The organism is Streptomyces sp. NPDC042002, assembly GCF_055588305.1.
Window position 1 is genome coordinate 77,528 of the sequence record NZ_JBVJCT010000008.1, and the last position, 19,798, is coordinate 97,325.

5 protein-coding genes are annotated in these 19,798 nt (G+C 73.3%); 2 read left to right on the top strand and 3 right to left on the bottom strand.

What is annotated here, in order from left to right; all coding sequences use genetic code 11:
* Positions 1-25 precede the first annotated feature (25 nt).
* On the bottom strand, positions 26-14,410 hold the full coding sequence (locus tag ACZ6KY_RS14885; RefSeq protein ID WP_469310697.1) for an SDR family NAD(P)-dependent oxidoreductase: 14,385 nt from the start codon (positions 14,408-14,410) through the stop codon (positions 26-28).
* Positions 14,411-14,740: 330 nt separating this feature from the next.
* Complete coding sequence (locus ACZ6KY_RS14890; protein ID WP_469310698.1) at positions 14,741-16,489, bottom strand: fatty acyl-AMP ligase; 1,749 nt, start codon at positions 16,487-16,489, stop codon at positions 14,741-14,743.
* A gap of 426 nt (positions 16,490-16,915) precedes the next feature.
* On the opposite strand from ACZ6KY_RS14890, the gene ACZ6KY_RS14895 reads away from it, so the two are divergent.
* Entirely contained in the window at positions 16,916-17,113 is a 198-nt protein-coding gene (locus ACZ6KY_RS14895) for a hypothetical protein (protein WP_469310699.1), read from the top strand.
* A 5-nt stretch (positions 17,114-17,118) separates the two neighbouring features.
* On the opposite strand, the gene ACZ6KY_RS14900 is transcribed toward ACZ6KY_RS14895, so the two are convergent.
* Entirely contained in the window at positions 17,119-17,961 is an 843-nt protein-coding gene (locus ACZ6KY_RS14900; RefSeq protein WP_469310700.1) for an MBL fold metallo-hydrolase, read from the bottom strand.
* Between the two features lie 821 nt (positions 17,962-18,782).
* On the opposite strand from ACZ6KY_RS14900, the gene ACZ6KY_RS14905 reads away from it, so the two are divergent.
* Positions 18,783-19,778: an alpha/beta fold hydrolase gene (locus tag ACZ6KY_RS14905; protein WP_469310701.1), complete on the top strand. Its 996-nt coding sequence runs from the start codon at positions 18,783-18,785 to the stop codon at positions 19,776-19,778.
* The last annotated feature ends 20 nt before the right edge of the window (positions 19,779-19,798 follow it).

The window sequence follows — 19,798 nt, forward strand, 5'->3', positions numbered from 1 at the left end:
CCGCGGGCCGAGCCCGCTGCCCCGCTCACTGCCGCCGCCAGGAGCGGAAGGCCCGCAGCTGCTCCGGCGTGACCACGCTCTCCAGGTGCTCGTCGTCCTGGTCGCCGCCACCGAGCGCGGCCAGCAGACGCCGGGCCGGTACGTTGCGGTCGGTGCGCTCCGCCGTCAGCCGGACCTTCACGCAGCCCAGTCGGTCGGCGCGGTCCGCCAGCCAGCCCAGCAGCCGTTCCTCGACGCCTCGGCCGAGCGCGCGGCAGCTCAACACCCAGGCGAGGACGTCGAGTCGATCGCCGTCCGCGCGCAGGGCGAGCAGGCCGATCTGGCCGTAGTCGCCGAAGCGGTCCCGCGCCGCGGCCGTCCACACCTCGCCGTGCTCGCGCCACCGCGCCAGATCACCGCCGTCGGCGGACCGGGGATGGAGGGTGAACTGATTGGTGCGGCGGACGAGTTGCTCGGCCCGCTCGACGTCGGCCCCGGACAGCGCCCGGATGTCGACCTCCAGTTCCAACTGGGCGAGGAACTCCTCGAATCCGGCCTGCTCGCGCACCGCGTCCCGTTCCCGCTCCTGCGTGTAGAACCCTGCCCGCAGTCCGTCCTCGGCCGTCGCCGCCGCCGGGACCAGTGGCCACAACCGGCCGAGGAATTCCTCCAGTTCGGCCGCGGGAGGGCAGGTCACCGACAGCACCTCCGGCAGCGCCGACCGCACTCCCGCGATCTCGACCGGGTTGTCGTCGAGGAAGAGGAAGCTGTCCGGTCCCAGGTTCAGGGTGCGCGCCACCTCCGTGAGACGGCCCGGCTTCGGACCCCAGCCCGCGGAGAGCACGCTGAAATGCTCCGCCTTCAGCGTGCTGTCCGGACGGTCCAGGACCGCCCGTACGGTGTCCTCGTCGTTGTTGCTGACCAGCGCGAGCAGCGCGCCCGCGGCACGCCACCGCAACAGCCTCCGTGCCAGCAGGGCGCGCGGTCCGCTCAGATCCACCGACTCGGGGCCGATCTCCCCGGCGACCCCGCCCCACAGGGTCTCGTCGCCGTCGACCGCGATCACCTTCGGCGCGGGACGCAGCACTGCTCGTACCAGTTGGGCCAGCCGCAGGGCCACCGCCGCCTGGAAGTGCGGGGTGAAGGGGAGATGGGCCAGCCGTTCGGTCCGTTCGTCGAAGCGTTCCGCGACGGCGTGGTGCCGCGTCCAGTCGTCCGGGCCCAGCACCGCGATGCCGGGCGCATCGGTCAGCTCGGCGACGAGGTCGCTCTCCCATCGCGCGAAGCGGTCGTCCTGCCGCGCCGAGGGCAGGACGCCGACGATCAGTGGTCGGCGGGTCCGCTCGGACAGGGCCCGCAGCGCGGCCGGGTAGGCGGTGCGCAGTTCGGTCAGCACCGTGTCGGTCACCGGGCCGAAGCGTTCCAGGTCCGCCGCCCGCAGCAGCACCACGCCCACCGCTGTCGCGGGGTCGGTGAAGACGCCCGAGGGATCGCGCAAGGCGGCGAGCACCTGGTGGTACGGAGCTTCGGCGACCGTCGGACCCCTGTCCCGCGCCCGCTCCCGCGCTCCTTCCCGCGTACCGTCCTGGAGCGCCGCCTCGCACAGCAGCGGCAGGTTGCCGAGCGCGAAGGTGGCGGCGAGCGCGAGCGAGCGGCGCGGGTGGGCGGCGGGCTCCCGCTCGAACGGAGTCGCCGTCGCACCCGTCGTACGGACCGCCGCGGTCGGGTCGTCGGCCGTCTCGGCGAGCAGCCGCAGGAACGCCTCCGCCAGTTCGGTGGAGGTCACCGCGTCCAGGATGTCGAGGTTGTGGTCGAGCCGTACGCGGCCCGCGTCCGGGGTCATGGTGACCATGAGGTCGAGGTCGGAGTATCCCGTTCCGGCCGGCAGCACCTCCAGCCGGCCGAGGCGGGCCGCCGCCGAGGAGCGCACGTAGTTGAAGTACACCTCCACCAGCGGGGCGTTCGCCCGGTGAAGCCCCTGCCTGGCCAGTGTCGACAGCACGTCCGAGAACATGGCGCCCTTCGCGAGGACCCGGTCCAGACGCGCGTCCGTCCGGCGCAGTACCTCCTCGATCCGCTCCCCCGCCCCCGCTTGTGCCGGGAACGGCACCGGTACGCCGAAGAAGCCCACCGCGTCGTACGCGTCGGCGTGGATGCGTGTGTCGACGGGCACGGCGAGCACGAAGCGCTCCCGCTCCCGCATCCTGGCCAGCAGTACGGTCAGGGTGCCGAGACAGAAGGCGGCCGGCGTGACGGCGAGCCTGCTCGCGGCCGCCGACACCCGCTCCATCAGCCCGTCGGGTATCTCCACGGTCACGCTGCCGGCCCGGTACGAGCGCGTCGCCGGGCGCGACCGGGCGAGCGTCAGGTCGAGACGCTCGCTGCCGTGGAAGGCCTCGCGCCACTCGGCGGTGGCGGCGCCGGATGCGTCGCCGGTCCGCTGGGCCTCGATCAGCAGGTCGATGTCACGGTTGGTGACGGCGCCGCCGAGCGAGGTGCCGGACAGTTCGGCGTCGATCTCTCCCGCGACGAGCAGCAGCGACTGCAGATCGCTCACCGCGTGGTGCGCGCCGAACACCAGGAGCTGGCCACGCGGACCGGCGTCGAGCAGCTCGAACCGCCACAGCGGCGCCCTCGCCAGGTCGAACGGTGGCTCAAGGAGCCGGGACAACCGGTCGCCGGCGTCGAGTACGGCATCGGCGGGCACGTCCGTCCAGCGCAGCGACGGCTCCGTCAACTCCCGCTCCACACGCAGCTGTCGGTTCCGTCCGCCGCCTGCGGCCATCGCCGTGCGCAGGGCCGCGTGCCGTCCGGCGAGCCGGGTGACGATGTCGGTGAGCGCCTCGCGGGTGGTCGGAGCGGTGAGCCGGACGGCCAGGCCGACCGCGTGCGCCGCGTCCGGCATGCCCGGCTGGGCGCTGCGCAACAGCCGTACGACGTCGCGGGTCGCGGGCCGCAGCTCGCTCTCGGGCACCTCGGGCGTGACGTCGGGCTGGGGCTCCTCCCTCCGTGCCCCGGCGGCGCGTTCGGGCAGCACCTCGCCCAGGGCTCGCGCGAGGCCGCGGATGTCGGACGCCGAGAAGACGGCGGCGGCCGGGAGTTCGGCGCCCAGCTCGCGGGTGAAGGCGTTGCGCAGCCGGACCAGCATGAGCGAGTCCAGGCCCAGTTCCTTGAGGGGCGTGGTCGCGGACAGCTCCACGGCACCGCCGGAGACCTGGCCGACCTTGGTCCGTACATACGCTTCGAGCCGTGCGGCCCGCTCCTGGGCGGTCGTCGCCGCGAAGACCCGTGCGACGAGGTCGTCCGTGCCCGCCGTGTCCGCGGCGGTGGTGATCAGGTCGCCCAGGATCGGGCGGGTGCGCGCCGCGTCCGGGTCGAGCTCCAGTGACTCCCGGTCCAGGGCGAGGGGGGCGAGCTGGCGGCGGGAGGTGGCGAGCACCCGTTCGAACAGGTCGCCGCCTTCCGCCGGGGTGAAGGCGACCAGACCCGAACGGCTCATCTCGGCGCCCCGGGTGCCGGAACCGGCGACCATGCCGACCTCCGTCCAGGCGCCCCAGTCCAGGCTCAGCGCCCGGCGGTCGGTGCGGGAGAGGTGGTGTGCCCAGGCGTCGAGGAAGGCGTTCGCCGCCGCGTACGGGCTCTGGCCGGCCGAGCCGAGGACACCGGCTGCCGAGGCGAAGAGGACGAACCTCTCGGCCTCCGGGGCCAGTTCGGTGAGCAGGGTGGTGCCCAGGACCTTGGGGGCGAGCACGCGCAGGACGCGTTCGTCGGTCAGGTTCGCCACCGTGGCGTCGTCGAGGACCCCTGCCGCGTGGACGACCGTGGCGATCGGTCCGGCCTCTCGTCGTACGGCGTCCAGGGCGGTCGTGAGCGCGGCGCGGTCGGCGACGTCCGCGCGGGCGAGGTGCACGGTGACACCGCGTGCTTCGATCCCCTTGATCCAGCTCTCCGCGGCCGCGTCGGGTCCGCCCCTGCTGAGCAGGGCCAGTCGGCGGGCACCCCGGCGGACCAGCCGCTCGGCGGCCACCCGGCCGAGGCCGCCCAGACCGCCCGTGATGAGGTGCACGCCGTCCGCGGTGATCCCGCCGTGGCCGCCGTCGTCCGGGCGGGTGCGGGCCAGCCGTGGCACCAGCCGGCCCGATTCCCTTAGCGCGACGAGCCGTTCGTCGTCCGCGTGCCGCAGCTGTGTCCACAGGTCGGCGTCGCCGTCCGTGGCCGGCAGGTCGATCAGCGTGGTGAGCAGTTCCGGGTACTCCTGGGCCACCGAGAGTCCGAAGCCCCAGGCGAGCGCCTGCTGAGGGCGTGTCACCTGTGTGCTGTCACCGGCGGCCTGGCTGCCCCGTACGACCACGAACAAGCGCGGGGTCCGGCCCCTCGGACGGTCGGCGAGCGCCCGTACCAGGTGCAGGGTGCTCAGGCAGCAGTGCCGCGCGGCCTCTTCGGCCGTGGCGGTGTCCTCGACGGCCGGCGCGTCGAGGGCGGACAGCTGCACCACCCGCTCCGGCGGCCCGTCGGCGAAGGCCTCGTCGAGCAGACGGGTCAACTGCCGTGGATCGGAGGGATCGAGCACATAGCGGTCGGAGCCCTCGGCGCCGAACGCCGCGCCTCTGCGCACGATCACATGGGGCACGGCGGCCAAGGCCAACCGTTCCGCCAGTGCGTCGGCCACACCGGTCTCGTCGGCCAGGACGAGCCAACTGCCGTCGACGGGCCGCTCCTGTGCGGCCGGGCGCGGCTGCCAGCGGGTCTCGAAGAGCGCGCCGTCCAGCGGCGAGAGCGCGGCGAGTTCGAACTCCGTCGCTTCCAGGACCAGTTGGTCCGTCTCGTCCCAGAGCCGCAGATCCAGGAGCGCGGTGTCCCCGTCCACGGAGCGCAGCCGGCAGGTCGCCCACGCGGGCGCGGTGCGCAGGCCCGTGTAGCGCAGCCGTCCGACACCGGCGGGCACGAAGGGCCGACCCGCGGGCGCGTCGGCCGGCAGGGCCGCCGTGTGGAAGGCGGCGTCGAGGACCGCGGGGTGGAGCAGATGACCGGCGGCGGGCCGCCGGGCGAGTCGGCCGACCGCCGCGGTGTCCGTGCGGTGGCCCTGCTCCAGGATCCGGAAGGCGGGGCCGTAGTCGATGCCAAGGGCCGTGAGCCCCGCGTAGACGGCGGGCAGGTCTGCCTCTTCCTCGCACCGCTCGCGCAGCGCGGCGCGCTCCTCGCCCGCGTCCGGCGCGGCGGGCGCGGGTTCGACGACGGTGTCGACGACCCGTCCGGTGACGTGCCGCTCCCACGCCGCGCGCCGCTCCCCGGTGGCCGCCGAGGCGATCGCGAAGTCCCGTGAGCCGTCCTCCCCGGCGGGATGCAGCACCAGTTGCAGCCGTACGGGCTTGTCCGCGTCCAGCACCAGGGGCCGCACGAACCTCACGTCGGCCAGTCGTACCTCGCCGCCGTCCCGCAGCGCGGACGCGCCCTCCAGCGCCAGGTCGAGGAAGGCGGCGCCGGGCAGCCAGACCTCGCCGGTGACCCGGTGGTCGGTGAGGTAGGCGAAGCGGCTGTCGCGCAGGTCGATGGCGCTCTGGAAGATGTGCCGGCCGGGTGTGTCGCTGGCCTCGACATGCGTGCCGAGGAGCGGTGAACCCCCGCCCGTCCCGGTGGCCGGGGCGGGTGTACGCCAGTGGCGTTCGCGGGCGAAGGCGTACGTGGGCAGGTCGATCCGGCGGCCCTCGGGGAGCAGCACTGGCCAGTCGGGCGTGTGCCCTCCCTCGTACAACTCCCCCAGCCGGCCCAGCAGAACACCCTGTCCGTCCCGCCCACGGCTCAGCGAGCCGACCGCGACCGCGTCGATCCCCGCCTCGGCCGCCACCGCCTCGATGGACGCGGTGAGTGAGGGGTGCGGGCTCAGCTCGACGAAGTAGCGGTGGCCGTCGTCCAGCATCCGCCGGATCGTGTCCGCGAAACGGACGGGGCGCCCGAGGTTCGCGTACCAGTGGTCGGCGTCCAGCCGGTCGCCGGGCACCGGTTCGGCCAGCACGGTCGAGTACAGCGGGGTCGGCGTGCGGGTGCCCCGGATGCCGGAGAGCCGGTCCAGCAGATCCGCGCGGACCGGGTCCATCAGGGGGGTGTGGGAGGCGAACGGCGTCGACAGCCGCCGTACCGGGATGTCCCGCGCTTCGAGTTGCTCGCGCAGTTCGGCCAGCGCTGCGGTGTCGCCGGAGACGGCCGTGGAGTGCGCGCTGTTGACCGCCGCGACGAACAGCCGGTCCGGGTGGTGCGCGAGCAGCTTCTCGGCCTCCGTGCGCGGCAGCTCCAGGGCCAGCATGCCGCCCTGTCCGACCAGCGGAGCGACCGCTCGGGCGCGCCCGGTCACCACGGTCACGGCGTCGTCCAGGGTGAGGGCGCCCGCGCTGTACGCGGCGGCGATCTCGCCCAGGCTGTGCCCGATCACGGCGTCCGGGCGGACGCCGAGCGCGCGCCAGGCGGCGGCCAGGGCCGCGTTGACCGCGAACAGCACCGGCTGCAGGTACTCGGTGCGGTCGAGCGGGGCGAACTCCTCGGGCGCGGAGAGCACGTTGAGCACCGACCAGCCCACCTGTCGGTGCACCGCCTCGTCGATTCGGGCCAGCTCCTCGCGGAAGGCCTCCGACTCGGCCGCCAACTCCATTCCCATGCCCGGCCACTGGCCGCCGTGCCCGGCGAAGACGAAGGCCACCTTGCCCGCCTGCTCCTCGCGGGGCGGGGTCAGTTGCATCCGTCCGGTCGCCAACGCGTCGAGCCGTGAGCGCAGTTCGTCCCGGTCGCCTGCCACGATCCCCGCTCGCCGCTCGAAGTGGCTGCGGTGTCGCGCCAGGGTGTGGGCGACGTCGGGCAGGGCGACATCCTCGTCCAGGTACCGGGCCAGCCGTGCGGCCTGCCCGCGCACGGCGGCCTCACCGCGCCCGGACAGCGCGAACAGCCTTTTCCCGGGGGTGGTTTCGTCCTCCGGCGGGACATCGGCCGGCTCGGCCTCCTCCACGATCAGGTGGGCGTTGGTTCCGCTGATCCCGAAGGCGCTCACACCGGCCCGCCGTACACGTTCGCGCGACGACGGCCAGGCGACCGTCTCCCGCAGCAGGTGCAACCCGCTGTCGTCCCAGTCGACATGGCGGCTGGGCGTGCCGGCGTGCAGGGTGCGCGGCAGGGACCGGTGCCGCAAGGACTGCACGACCTTGATGAGACCGGCCACGCCCGAAGCCGCCTGCGCGTGACCGATGTTGGACTTGAGCGAGCCGAGATGCAGGGGGCGGCCCTGGGGGCGCGAGGGGCCGAAGACCCCCGCGAGGGCGTTCGCCTCGATCGGGTCGCCGAGGGTGGTGCCGGTCCCGTGCGCCTCGACGTAGTCGATGTCGGCGGGTTCAAGGCCGGACTGCTCCAACGCCCGCCGGATCACCTGTTCCTGGGCCGGACCGTTCGGCGCGGAGAGGCCCTGGCTGCGGCCGTCCTGGTTGACCGCCGTACCGCGCAGCACGGCCAGCACCTCGTCGCCGTCGCGCCGTGCGTCGCAGAGCCGCTTCAGTACGACCATGCCCGCGCCCTCGGCCCAGATGGCACCGTCGGCGTCGTCGGAGAAGGAGCGGCAGCGGCCGGTCGGGGACAGCCCCCGCAGACGGCTGAACTCGACGAAGGTTCCCGGCGTCACGATCAGCGTCACCCCGCCGGCGAGCGCCAGGTCGCATTCGCCCGACCGCAGCGCCCGCGCCGCCAGGTGCAGCGCCACCAGGGACGACGAGCACGCGGTGTCCACCGTCAGCGCCGGTCCGGTCAGGCCCAGCGTGTACGCGAGCCGGCCCGAGGCCACGCTCGGCGCCGATCCTGTGCCGACGTACCCGTCCAGCTCATCCAGCCGGGAGCCCGCGAGGTAGTCGCTGCCGAACATGCCGACGTACACGCCGGTGCTGCTGCCCGCCAGCTCGGCCGGCACGATCCCGGCGCGCTCCAGTGCCTCCCAGGCCGTCTCCAGCAGCAGCCGCTGCTGCGGGTCCATGGCCGCCGCTTCCTTCGCGGTGATACCGAAGAAGCCCGCGTCGAAGGACTCCAGGTCGTCGAGGAAGCCGCCTTCCTTGGCGTAGGACTTGCCCAGTGCCTCCGGGTCGGGGTCGTGCAGCGACTCCACGTCCCAGCGGTCCGCCGGGAACGGGCCCACCGCGTCGCGACCCTCGGCGACGAGTTGCCACAGGCCCTCGGGGTCGCTCACTCCGCCGGGCAGACGGCAGGCCATGCCCACCAGGGCCAGCGGCTCGTCCGGCGCCGGGGTGCGAGGGGACCGCGGATCGGGTGCGCCGCGCCGGGTGGTGCGGCCGTCGGTGGCGAGTGCGGTGGTCAGCAGGTGGGCGGAGAGCCGGGCCGCGGTGGGGTGGTCGAACAGCAGGGTGGCGGGGAGCCTGGCGCCGATGCGGGTGCCGATGCGGTTGCGGAGCTCCACCGCCGTCACCGAGTCCATGCCGAGGTCACGCAGCGGCTGATCGGGGCGGACGGAGTCCGCCGAGCGCAGGCCGAGTGCCCGGGACGTCTCCTCACGGACCAGGGCGAGGACACGTGCGGCGCGGTCGGCCTCCGGGAGCCGGGCCAGCCGGTCCGCCAGACCGGCACCGCCGTCCTGACCGGTGCGGGGCGCGGGCAGGAGCGAGCGCCACAGGGCCGCCGTGCCGTCGTCCGTGGCAGCCGCGGACTCGCGCAGGCGGGGCAGGTCCAGGGACCAGGCGACCAGGTGCGGAGCGCCCCGGCGCAGGGCGAGTTCGACGAGTTCGCGGCCCTGGTCGGGGGTGAGGGCGCGGTGGCCCAGCCGGGCCATCCGGTCCAGGTCAGCGTGTTCGGCGGCGAGACCTTCGCCCGCCCAGGCGCCGAAGGAGACCGAGACTCCGGGCAGGCCCAGCGCCCGCCGGTGGTGGGCCAGTTGGTCGAGGAAGACGTTGGCAGCCGCGTAGTTGCCCTGGCCCGGACTGCCGAGCACGCCGGCCGCCGAGGAGATCAGCAGGAACAGGTCGAGCGGTGTGCCGGCGGTGAGCCGGTGCAGATGGGCGGCGCCGTCCACCTTGGGGCGCAGCACCCGCGCGAGGCGTTCGGGCGTCAGCTCGGCGACCACTCCGTCGTCCAGGATTCCGGCGCAGTGCACGACTCCGCGCAGCGGCAACTCGTCGCCGACGGCGGCGAGTACGCCGGCCAGGGCTGCGGCGTCCGCGACGTCGCACTCCGCGATCTCGACCTCGGCGCCGAGCACGGCCAGTTCGGCGGTGGCCTCGGCGGCACGCGGATCCGCCGCTCCCTGACGTGAGGTCAGAAGGAGCCGGGGGACGCCGTGTTCGGCGAGGAGCCGGGCGATGTGCCGGCCGACGGCACCGAGTCCGCCGGTGATCAGCACCGTGCCGTCGGTGGGCGCCAGGGAAGCACGGCCGACGAGGTCGAGGACGACAGGGGCGCCCGACGCGCTGCCCCGCCGTATCGCCTCGCGTGCGGCGGTGACGGGCAGGACGTGGGGGCGGGCCGGGCGCGTCCGCCCGGCGACGGTCTCGTGCAGCGCCCGGGCCGCCTCTTCGGTACCGGTGGCGCCGTCGGGCGCGAGGGGCAGGGCGGCCGCGGTGGTGAACGGCATGTCGTCCGGGAGCACCGCGACCAGCCGTGCGTCGGCGACCGCCATGGAGCCGGGCGGGGTGTCGGCGAGGGCGACGACCCTCAGGCCAGGGCTCAGGTCCGTCACGTCGGCGGCGGTCTCGGTGACCACACCGGCGCGGGCGGTACGCGGCCGCTCCCCGCCGGGCCCGGGAACCGCCACGGCGTGCACCTGGATCCTCACCCGGCCCGGGGTCAGCGCCGGGGGCACCACCGCGCGCAGGGTCGGGTCGGCCGCGGGACCGGCCAGTTCGTAACTGTCACCGGCCGGGATCCGCAGCGCGTCGGCCGCGCGGGCACGCACCAGCCGTGGAACGAGCAAGAAGCCGTCCCGGAAGGCGAGTTCGGGCTCGCCGGCATGGGCTAGCGCGGTCGGCAGGACGTCGGCGGGAGGGGAGCCCCCGAGGTCGAGCAGGGTCAGCCCGAGGTGCGGGTGTTCGGTCCGGGCGCTGCGGGCGAGGCCCCACAGCACGGACTGGGCCAGGCCGGGCACGGTGTCCCCGGGACCGGTCGCGACCGCGTCGCGGGTCACCCAGACGGTCCGGGCGGGCTGCCGGTCGTCCGCGAGCGCGATCAGGGCGTGCAGTTCGGCCAGCGCCACAGCGGCCAACTCCTGGGCGGCGGCAGCCGGTTCGGCATCGACCGCCGGACGCGGCCAGAATCGTACGACGATGTCGGCGCCCGTCTGACGCACCTGGACGCCTGCCGCCGCCAGGCCGCGCAGGGCTGCCGCGACCTCCGGGTCCGAGCGGTCGCCGTGGACGGCCCACGCGGCGCCCGGTACCGCCGCGGGCTGTTCGGTCACGGCCGTCCACGCCACTTCGTACAGGTGACGGCCGTTCTCCGAGGCGCTGTTCAGGTCCGCCGGGTCGGCGGCCCGCAGCCGTACGTCCTCCAGCCGGCCCGCAGGGAGGCCGTCGGTGTCCCACAGGGTCACGTCGAGGGTGAGGTCCGTGCCCGAGCCGCCCGACCGCCGTACCAGCGCCGTGAGGTCGCTCGCGCCGCCGGGCGGCAGGACGCAGCGGCCCACCGCGACCGGCAGCAGCACCCGGCCGTCGGACGCGTCCAGCGCGGCGGCCACGTGCAGTGCGGCGTCCAGCAGCGCCGGGTGGACGGGGTAGGGATCGCTCGCGTCGCGGGCCATGGCGGGCAGGGACAGCTTGGCCAGCAGCTCGCCGTCGGCGGTGGTCGTGACCGCCGACCGGACGCCCTGGAAGGAGGGACCGTAGCCGAGACCGAGCGCGGCCAGCCGTTCGTACGTGTCCGCGCTCCAGGCGGATTCGGCGGCCTCCGGCCACACCGGCGGCCGTGCCGCCGCCACCGGGGCGGGGGCGGCCGCCGACGCGGTGGCGTGCAGGGTCCAGCCCGGGGCCTCCTGGCCGCGCGGGCGGCTGTGCACGGTGACCTCCGGCGCGGATCCGGTGGTGACCACTTCGACCGACACCTCGACCGTGCCGGTCTCCGGCAGTACGAGGGGCGCGAGCAGGAGCAGATCGGTCACGTCGCCGGGCACGTCCGGGCGGGCCACGGCGAGCGCGGCACGGCACAGCTCCATCACGGTCGTGCCCGACACCACGGTCCGCCCGAACACGGCGTGGTCGGGCAGCCAGTCGGCGGTGGCCGGGGACCATTCGTTGCGGAAGGTCCAGCGGGTCTCGTCCGCCGACTGCAACTGGACGCCCAGCAACGGGTGCGCGGCGCGGTCGAAGAGACCGGAGGCCACGGCCCCGGACCGGGGTTCGGGGTCGATCCAGTAGGACTGAGGATCCCAGGCGTACGTGGGCAGGTCGGCCGCCTCCGTGTCGGGAACGACGCGGCGCCAGTCGATCCGCCGTCCATGGACGTGGAGTTCGGCGGCGGCCCGGTCCAGACAGGCGGGTCCGTCCTCGTCGCGGCGCAGCGATCCGACGGCGACCAGGTCCTCGTGGCCGCGGTCCTCGGCGACCGTGCGCACGGCGGTGACGAGTGAGGGGTGGGGGCTGAGTTCGACGAAGTAGCGGTAGCCGTCGGCCGTCATACGTTCCACGGCGGGCGCGAAGCGCACGGGTTCACGCAGGTTCGTGTACCAGTAGTCGGCCTCCAGCTCCTCCGTGACCGGCTCGCCGGTGACCGTGGAGTACCAGGCCACGGTGCTCGGGGAGGTGGTGACGCCGTCGAGTTCGTCGAGGATCGTCGCGCGCAGTGGCTCGACCCGGGCGCTGTGGGAGGCGTAGTCGACGTCGAGGCGGCGGACGAACACCTGCTCCCGGTCGAGATCGGCGAGCAGGGCGGCGAGCGGCTCCACGCCACCGGCGACCACGGTCGAGCGACCGCTGTTCACGGCGGCGACGGACACCCGGCCGCCGAGGTCGGCGAGGCGCGCCTCGACCTCGGTGTGCGGCAGGGCGACGACGGCCATGGTCCCGGTGCCGGACAGCTCGGTCAGGGCCTGGCTGCGCAGGGCGACCACCGCGGCGGCGTCGTTGAGGCTCAGTGCCCCGGCGACGCAGGCCGCGGCGACCTCGCCCTGGCTGTGCCCGATCACCCCGTCCGGGCGTACGCCACGGGCCCGCCACACCGCTGCCAGGGAGACCATCACGGCGAAGAGAACCGGCTGGACGACGTCCACCCGTTCCAGGGAGGGGGCGCCCTCGTCGCCGCGCAGGACGGCCGCCACCGACCAGACGGTGAACGGGCGCAGCGCGGCGTCGCAGCGGTCGAGTTCGTCGGCGAACACCGGTGACCGGTCGAGGAGTTCACGGGCCATGCCGGACCACTGGGCACCCTGGCCGGGGAAGACGAACGCCAACTTGCCCGGCGGGAGCGTCTGTTGCGGCCCCACGACCAGGTCGGAGTCCGGCTTCCCCTCGGCGAGGCCGCGGAGCGCGCTGAGCAGTTCGTCGTGGTCGCCCGCCCGGACGACGGCTCGGTGCTCGAAGTGTGTGCGGTGGTGGGTCAGCGTTCCGGCGACATCGGGCAGTGCCGGCCGCGGTTGTGCGGCGAGCGCGTCGAGCAGGCGGGCCGCCTGCCCCCGCAGGGCCGGGAGGGTGCGGGCGGACAGCGGGAAGAGGGCGGGCTCGGCGGTACCGGAGTGCCGGGCGGTCCTGGGAGCGGGAGCCGGCGTCGGCCCGGTACGGGGGCGCCGGGCGGGCGTCGGCGTGGGAGCCGGTGTCGGCGCCGGCATCGCTGCCGGTCGTGCCAGATCCTCCGGTGACTCCTCAAGCACCACATGCGCGTTGGTGCCGCTGATCCCGAACGCGCTCACCCCGGCCCGCCGCACCCGGTCACCGCGCCGCGGCCACGCCTCGGCGGCGCCGTGCACGCGCAGGCCGCCGTGCGCCCAGTCGACGTGCTCGGTCGGGGTCTCGGCGTGCAGGGACGCCGGGAGCCGTTCGTGGCCGAGCGACAGGACCGTCTTGATGACGCCGCCGATGCCCGCAGCGGCCTGTGTGTGACCGATGTTGGACTTCAGGGAGCCGACGCCGAGCGGCCGGTCCGCCGGACGTCCCGGTCCGAAGACCGACGCGAGCGCGCGGCCCTCGATGGGGTCGCCGAGCGGCGTGCCCGTGCCGTGCGCCTCGACGTAGTCCAGGTCGCCCGGCCGGAGCCCGGCGTCGTCGAGGGCGGCGCGCAGCACCCGTTCCTGCGCCGGACCGTTCGGCGCGCTCAGGCCCTGACTGCGGCCGTCCTGGTTGATCGCCGACCCTTTGACGACCGCGAGGACCCGGTCGCCGTCCCGGCGCGCGTCCGCGAGCCGCTTGAGGAGCACCAGACCGCAGCCCTCGGCCCACACCACCCCGTCCGCCTCGGTGGAGAACGGGCTGCACCGCCCGGACGGCGACAGCCCGCGCAGCCTGCTGAACTCGACGTGCCCGCGCGGTGTCACGAGGAGCGTCGCGCCACCGGCCAGCGCGAGGTCGCACTCGCCGCCGGCCAGTGCCCGCGCCGCCAGGTGCAGGGCCACCAGAGAGGAGGAGCAGGCGGTGTCGACCGTGACGGCCGGCCCCTGGAGTCCGAGGGTGTAGGCGATGCGCCCGGACGCCACGCTGGACGCCGAGCCCGTGCCGACGTGCCCGTCGAGCCGGTCCAGCGGGGCCGAGGCGAGGTATCCGCTGTCGTACAGGCCGACGTAGACGCCCGTCCGGCTGCCGTTCAGCGTCTCCGGGACGGTCCCGGCGCGCTCGATCGCCTCCCAGCCGGTCTGCAGGAGCAGCCGTTGCTGCGGGTCCATGGCCGCGGCCTCGCGCGGCGAGATCCCGAAGAAGGCCGCGTCGAATCGGTCGATGCCGGTCAGAAATCCGCCGCGCAGGGTGTACGCCTTGCCGGTGGCCTCCGGGTCGGGGTCGTAGAGCCCCTGGGTGTCCCAGCGGCCCGCGGGTACCTCGCCGACGGCGTCCTCGCCCGCGGCCAGCAGCCGCCAGAGGGCCTCCGGGTCGTCGGCGCCGCCGGGGAACCGGCAGGCCATGGAGATGATCGCGATGTCGTCGTCCCCCCGCGCGGACGAGCCGGCGGGCGCGGAGGCCGGGGTCACATCGGCCGCGCCCAGGGGCTGTTCGTCGAAGATGGCCTCGGCGATCCCCGCGATCGTGGGGTGGTCGAAGACGAGGGACGGCTCAACGGGCCGCCCGGTCCACTTGGACAGGCCTGCGGCCAGGGCCACCAACTGCCGTGATCCCAGACCGAATTCGGCGATCGGGCGCTCCGGTGCGACGGCCGACGGGGCAAGCCCGGCCACTTCGGCGACGGCCGACGTCAACCAGGCCCGCACCCCCTCGGAGGTCGTCGGGGACGTCTCGGGGAACTGCTTCGGAGACTCGTTCGCAGGCATCTGGGCTGGTGTCCTCGTGAACTTGGGCTCAGGTGGATTCCGTACGGCCGACGCGACGGGTGCGTACGGCGTACGACTGATGCGGCCGACGCACGGCTGACGGCGGACGGCGTACGACCGATGCGACGGACGGCAGACGGCAGGGTGCAGAAGGTGGATTCGGTTGGCGTGCGGCGGATTCCGGCGGCTGTACGAGGGCGGTACGACCGCCATGGCGCTGACGCACGACCGCCGTACCGACGGCCTACGGCCTGTCCACCGAGGAACAGGCTCACCCGAGCCCGCCGTTGACCCGCCGACGGCGTGTGGGGACGCCGCCGGAGGGGGAGGTCATCTCGCCGCGGGGCCGCCGACCAGGGAGAGAGTGCCGTCGAGATACGCCGCCCGGGATGCGCGGCGCTGGATCTTCCCGCTGGACGTCTTGGGGATGGTGCCGGGGTGGACGAGCACGACGTCGCGCACCGGCAGGCCGTGCGCCTCGCCGATCGCGCCGCGGATCAGATCGATGATCTTCTCGGACTCGCCCGCCGCCTCGGGGGCCGTCTCGGCGACGACGACGGGCTGCTCGCCCTCCCCTCCGTCGTCCACGGAGAAGGCGGCGGTGCAGCCGGGCCGCAGCGCCCAGTGGGACATCTCGGCGGACAGTTCCAGGTCCTGCGGGTAGTGGTTGCGTCCGTCGATGACCATCAGGTCCTTGAGACGGCCGGTGACGAAGAGTTCGCCGTCCCGCAGGAATCCGAGGTCGCCGGTACGCAGGAAACGGCCCTCGCGCCCCTTGAGGGTGGCCCGGAAGGTCTGCCGGGTGGCGAGCGCGTTGCGCCAGTAGCCCTTGGCGACACTCGCGCCGGAGACCCAGATCTCGCCGACCTCGCCCTCGGGCAGCTCCTCCTGCTGTTCGGGGTCGGCGATCACCACGGTGATACCGGGGCCGGGCCGGCCGGAGCCGACCGCCGCCGCGTCCGCCGACCTGGCCTCCGCCGCGCCGGTGTGCGGCCCGCCCCCGGCCCCGTCGGTGGCGGTGGCCAGGGTGGGCGGGGCGTGCACCGAACTGCCGGTGACGATCAGCGTGGCCTCGGCCAGGCCGTAGCACGGATACAGGGCCTCGCGGCGGAAGCCGGCCGCGCCGAAGGTCTCGGTGAACCGGCGCAGGGTCGCGGCCCGTACCGGTTCGGCGCCGTTGAAGGCGACCTTCCACGGGCTCAGGTCGAGGCCGTCGAGAAGCTCCGGCGTGGCGTGCTTCAGGCACAGTTCGTAGGCGAAGTTGGGGCCGCCGCTGGTATGCGGGCGGTACCGGTCGATGGCGGTCAGCCAGCGCTCGGGCCGCTGCAGGAAGTGCAGCGGGGAGAAGAGCGTGGCGGTCACGCCGAGGTAGACCGCGTTCAGGACCGGGCCGATGAGGCCCATGTCGTGGTAGACGGGCAGCCAGCTGACGAAGAGTTCATGGTCGTACTCCTCGATCACGTCGGGAGTGTGGCCCATCCGTTCCGTGATGACCCGCTCGTTGTCCAGCAGGTTCCCGTGGGTCACCATCACCCCGCGCGGGGCGGAGGTGGACCCGGAGGTGTACTGGAGGAAGGCGACGGAGTCGGCGGTGAGGTCGGGTTCGCGCCAGGAGCCTGCCGCCGCGTCGGGGATGTCCTCGGTGACGACGCAGGTGATCTCGGCCAGTTCCGGCAGGTGTTCCGACATGGTGGCGAGGGCCGCGATCACCTCGCGGCCGCCCAGGATCACCTTGGCGTCCGCGTCGGCGATCAGGCGCTTCATCCGGAGTAGGGCGCGGTGGTTCTGCGACCGCCCCTGCGGGGGCAGGCCAGGCACGGCGACGACCCCGGCCGAAAGACAGCCGAGATAACCGATGACGAACTCGATGCCGGGCGGATACAGCAGCATGGCGCGGGAACCGGCCAGGCCGCGCTCCTGCAGCCAGGCCGCGACGGCCCGGGACCGCTCGGCGAGCCGCCCGTAGGAGATGTCCTGGATCTCTCCGTCGCAGTCACCCGTGACGAGGTACCGGTAGGCGGTCCGGTCGGGCTGTCGGGAGGCGTGCGTGGTCAGCAGATCGACCAGGGAACGAGCCATAAGACGAGTCTCACCTGTTCGGATAAGTGAGCGAGAAGACGGGAATTCAGAGGCCGCGTCATAGGTACGCGCGGATGCCGTGTCCGCCTGGCCCCCTTGCCAGAACGTCCTTCTCGACCAATCCGCCCGGGAAGCGGCGGCGATGCTCGCGCCGGCTCCCCGTGGCCCCCTACGGATTGCTACCAACGAGTAACACAGTAGCAAGTCCGACCGGCCCCACAGATGTAACCCCGGGTACTAAATGCGGAATTGGCCGTTCTGACAGTCGGTCACCACCCGTGAACCGGGTGAAGTGGCTGGTACGCGGGCCGCCGCGGAGAACGTGTGTGCCGCGTCACGCGCTCCGAACAGCGTTCGAGCCACCCGGTCACTCCCCCGACGTCCGGTGCCGCCCGCATGCGGGCACGAGCGAGGCGGACAGCGGCGGTGAGCGGTCCGCCGGATACCCTCGCCGTACGGGACTACTGGCTGACGTCGATGACCTGGCCGGCACCCGCGTCCGCCACCGACCGCCTCGCCGTCCGCCGAGGGCTTGCCCACGTCCAGCACCATCCCGAGCTGATCGACGGCTGCCTCACCGAGACCGGACCGGCCATCACCTCACACCGACCGACGCCAACCTGAAGAGCTCAGGAATTGTCGAACTGGCTCGCAGCGGCGGCCAGCAGTGTGTAGGGGTTGCCATACGCTGCGTACCGTTCCATCATCCGGCCGACAAGGTCAGCGACGGAACCGCCGGCGGCCACCGCCTTGTCGAAGTCCTCGATGTAGTGCCGACTCTGGTCGAGAACGCGTTGTGCGTCGTCGTCGGGTGCGTCCGGGTCCCTGTGACCGGCGATGATTGTTTCCGGTCGGAGAGCCGCGAGAGCGTCGAGCGTGGCCAGCCACTCGGTTCGGGTTTCCGGTGTGGAGCGCCACAGCCACATGTGGATGTTGTTGTAGGCGACGTCGCCGGAGACGACCGTGGCCAGGTCCGGAACATGGACCACGCTGTTGAGGACACCGTCGCTCCGCCCGAGGGCGAGCGGGCGTACGACATGGCCGTCGATCTCCAGTTCGCTGGCGGTGAGGGGCGTGGGAATGGCTGCCTTCTCGTCGAACTGCCCCCCGAGCCACACTCGCCAGTTGTCCAGCGATCGGGCTGACCGCTGCGCGTCGCTCACCACCTCGGGGAGGGCCACCAACCGTGCCCGAGGAAACGCCGCCAGTGTGGGCCCGGCGCCGAAGAAGTGGTCCGGGTGCCCGTGAGTGATGTAGACCGTCGAGAGGTTCTTGCCCGAGGCCTGTACCCAGGCGGCCAGCCGCTCGCCCTCGGACGTGGTGATCAGGGCGTCGACCAGCAAGGCGTCCGTGCTCCCGGCGATGAGGGTCGCCGTGGTGGCCGGCCATGTGGCCTGCTGCGGTGCGGTCCACCCGGGTGGATTGGGAATGGGCTTGTAGCCACTGTTGAAGACATCGATGGACACGGACATTGTGTCTCCCTCGTCTGAGACGTTCGCGCGTGTGCCGGCCGAAGTCGGTGCGGCTTCGCCGGAGTGACACACCTGCCCTGTCCACCTACAGGACGGCGCTCGTCGATGGGCTTCAGCGGCAGTCGGCGATCAACGGACTCCTGGAGGTTCACGGGAATTGGTTCACGGGAGGTGGTGAGCGGCCTCGGTTCGTCACACAGCGCGTGACCAGCTGAGCGGGTCTGCTGCCCAGCGGCTCGGCGCCAACGCCGACCATGACCGGCTCTCCCCGGCGGAAAGCTCCACGGTGGGGCCAGAGCAGGGCCAGAACAGTCCTGCCCGCCGCCGGCTCGGACCCGGTTGCACCGACCCCTCGCTACCAGCACACCAACACCGACCCGATCACGCATGTCGAGACAGCTGAGGACCGATCCCAGCAGGCTGCCCCTTTGCCCATTGTCCCTTCACGTCAGGTGCTTTGCGCGGTGCTCCGGGATGGGCTCACGCGGTGAGGGTCACGGTGGCCTTGTCACCGCCCCCTCGCTGGTGATGACGTCATTCGCCAGCTTTGAGCGGCGGCCGCCGCCGCTGGCCGTCCGCCACCGTTACCGGCCGGCAGCGGACGGCGCGTGGCTTCCCGGCCGAGTGTTGCTGGAGGTCGGGCAAGGGCTCCTGGGCCCAAGCGGCTGACCTCAGTGGGTGACCCATCGCCGAACCGGAAATCTATCGAGTCGACCTGATTGGGCGAGGCAATTCGCTCAGGTGGTTCGCCGCGAATGCGCGCTCGGCACAGGGCGGACAGGCTGACGAGCATCCCGTCCGTCCTCCGAAGGAGAGCAACCATGACGTCGTCCCCTGTGCCGCGGCCTCGTCGGCGCCGAATACACACGGCCGCAGCCGTTGCCGCGTTGGTGACCGCGGCAGCTTTGTCGGCGTCGGCGCCGGCCGTCGCCGACGGAGGGGCCACGTCCCCCAGCAGCGGTACTGGTGCTGCCGGTGGCAAACCGACCGTCGTGCTGGTGCACGGCGCGTTCGTCGACGCGTCCAGTTGGAACGGCGTCGTGGCACGCCTGCAGGGCGAGGGCTACCGTGTCATCGCTCCCGCCAATCCGCTGCGTGGTCTGCCTACCGACTCCGCCTACATCGCCGGCGTTCTACGGAGCGTCAAGGGCCCCATCGTCCTGGTCGGCCACTCGTACGGCGGCGCGGTGATCAGCGAGGCGGCGGCCGGCAACCCCCATGTCAAGGCACTCGTGTATGTCGCCGCCTTCATGCCCGACAGGGGCGAGGTCGTCGGCCGACTCGCCGCCGAATTCCCAGGCAGCGAGCTCAACCCCGCCTTGGTACCGGTGCCGTTCGAGAACGCGGACGGCTCCAGAGGAACAGATCTCTACGTCTCCCCGGACAAGTTCCGCGCCGTCGCTGCCGCGGACCTCCCGCAGATGGCCACATCGGTGGCGGCCGCAGCCCAACGTCCCGTCTCAGCCACGGCCTTCACCGACAAAGCGACTTCCGCCGCGTGGAGGACCATCCCGTCCTGGGCCGCCGTCGCCACCAACGACAAAGCCATAGCGCCCGACCTGGAGCGCTTCCAAGCCAAGCGCGCCGGCTCCCACACCGTCGAGATCGCCGCCTCCCACAGCGTGATGATCTCCCACCCCGACGCCATCACCGATCTCATTCGCGACGCCGCCCGCACGCAGTCCCCCACACCGACCCTCGCCGAAACGGGACTCACCACTCTCGGTCTCGTCGGCACCGCAGCCGCCGGGGGAATGGTCATCGCGGGAGCAGGACTCATTGTGGTCAGCCGCAAACGGTCGACCGATACGCAGTGATCGACAGAACCCAGAGCCCG

What these genes read in the sequence shown, in the direction of transcription:
- ACZ6KY_RS14905 (WP_469310701.1), top strand. Translation starts at nt 18,783, where the DNA reads ATGACGTCGTCCCCTGTGCCGCGGCCTCGTCGGCGCCGAATACACACG.
- ACZ6KY_RS14890 (WP_469310698.1), bottom strand. Translation starts at nt 16,489, where the DNA reads ATGGCTCGTTCCCTGGTCGATCTGCTGACCACGCACGCCTCCCGACAG.
- ACZ6KY_RS14885 (WP_469310697.1), bottom strand. Translation starts at nt 14,410, where the DNA reads ATGCCTGCGAACGAGTCTCCGAAGCAGTTCCCCGAGACGTCCCCGACG.
- ACZ6KY_RS14900 (WP_469310700.1), bottom strand. Translation starts at nt 17,961, where the DNA reads ATGTCCGTGTCCATCGATGTCTTCAACAGTGGCTACAAGCCCATTCCC.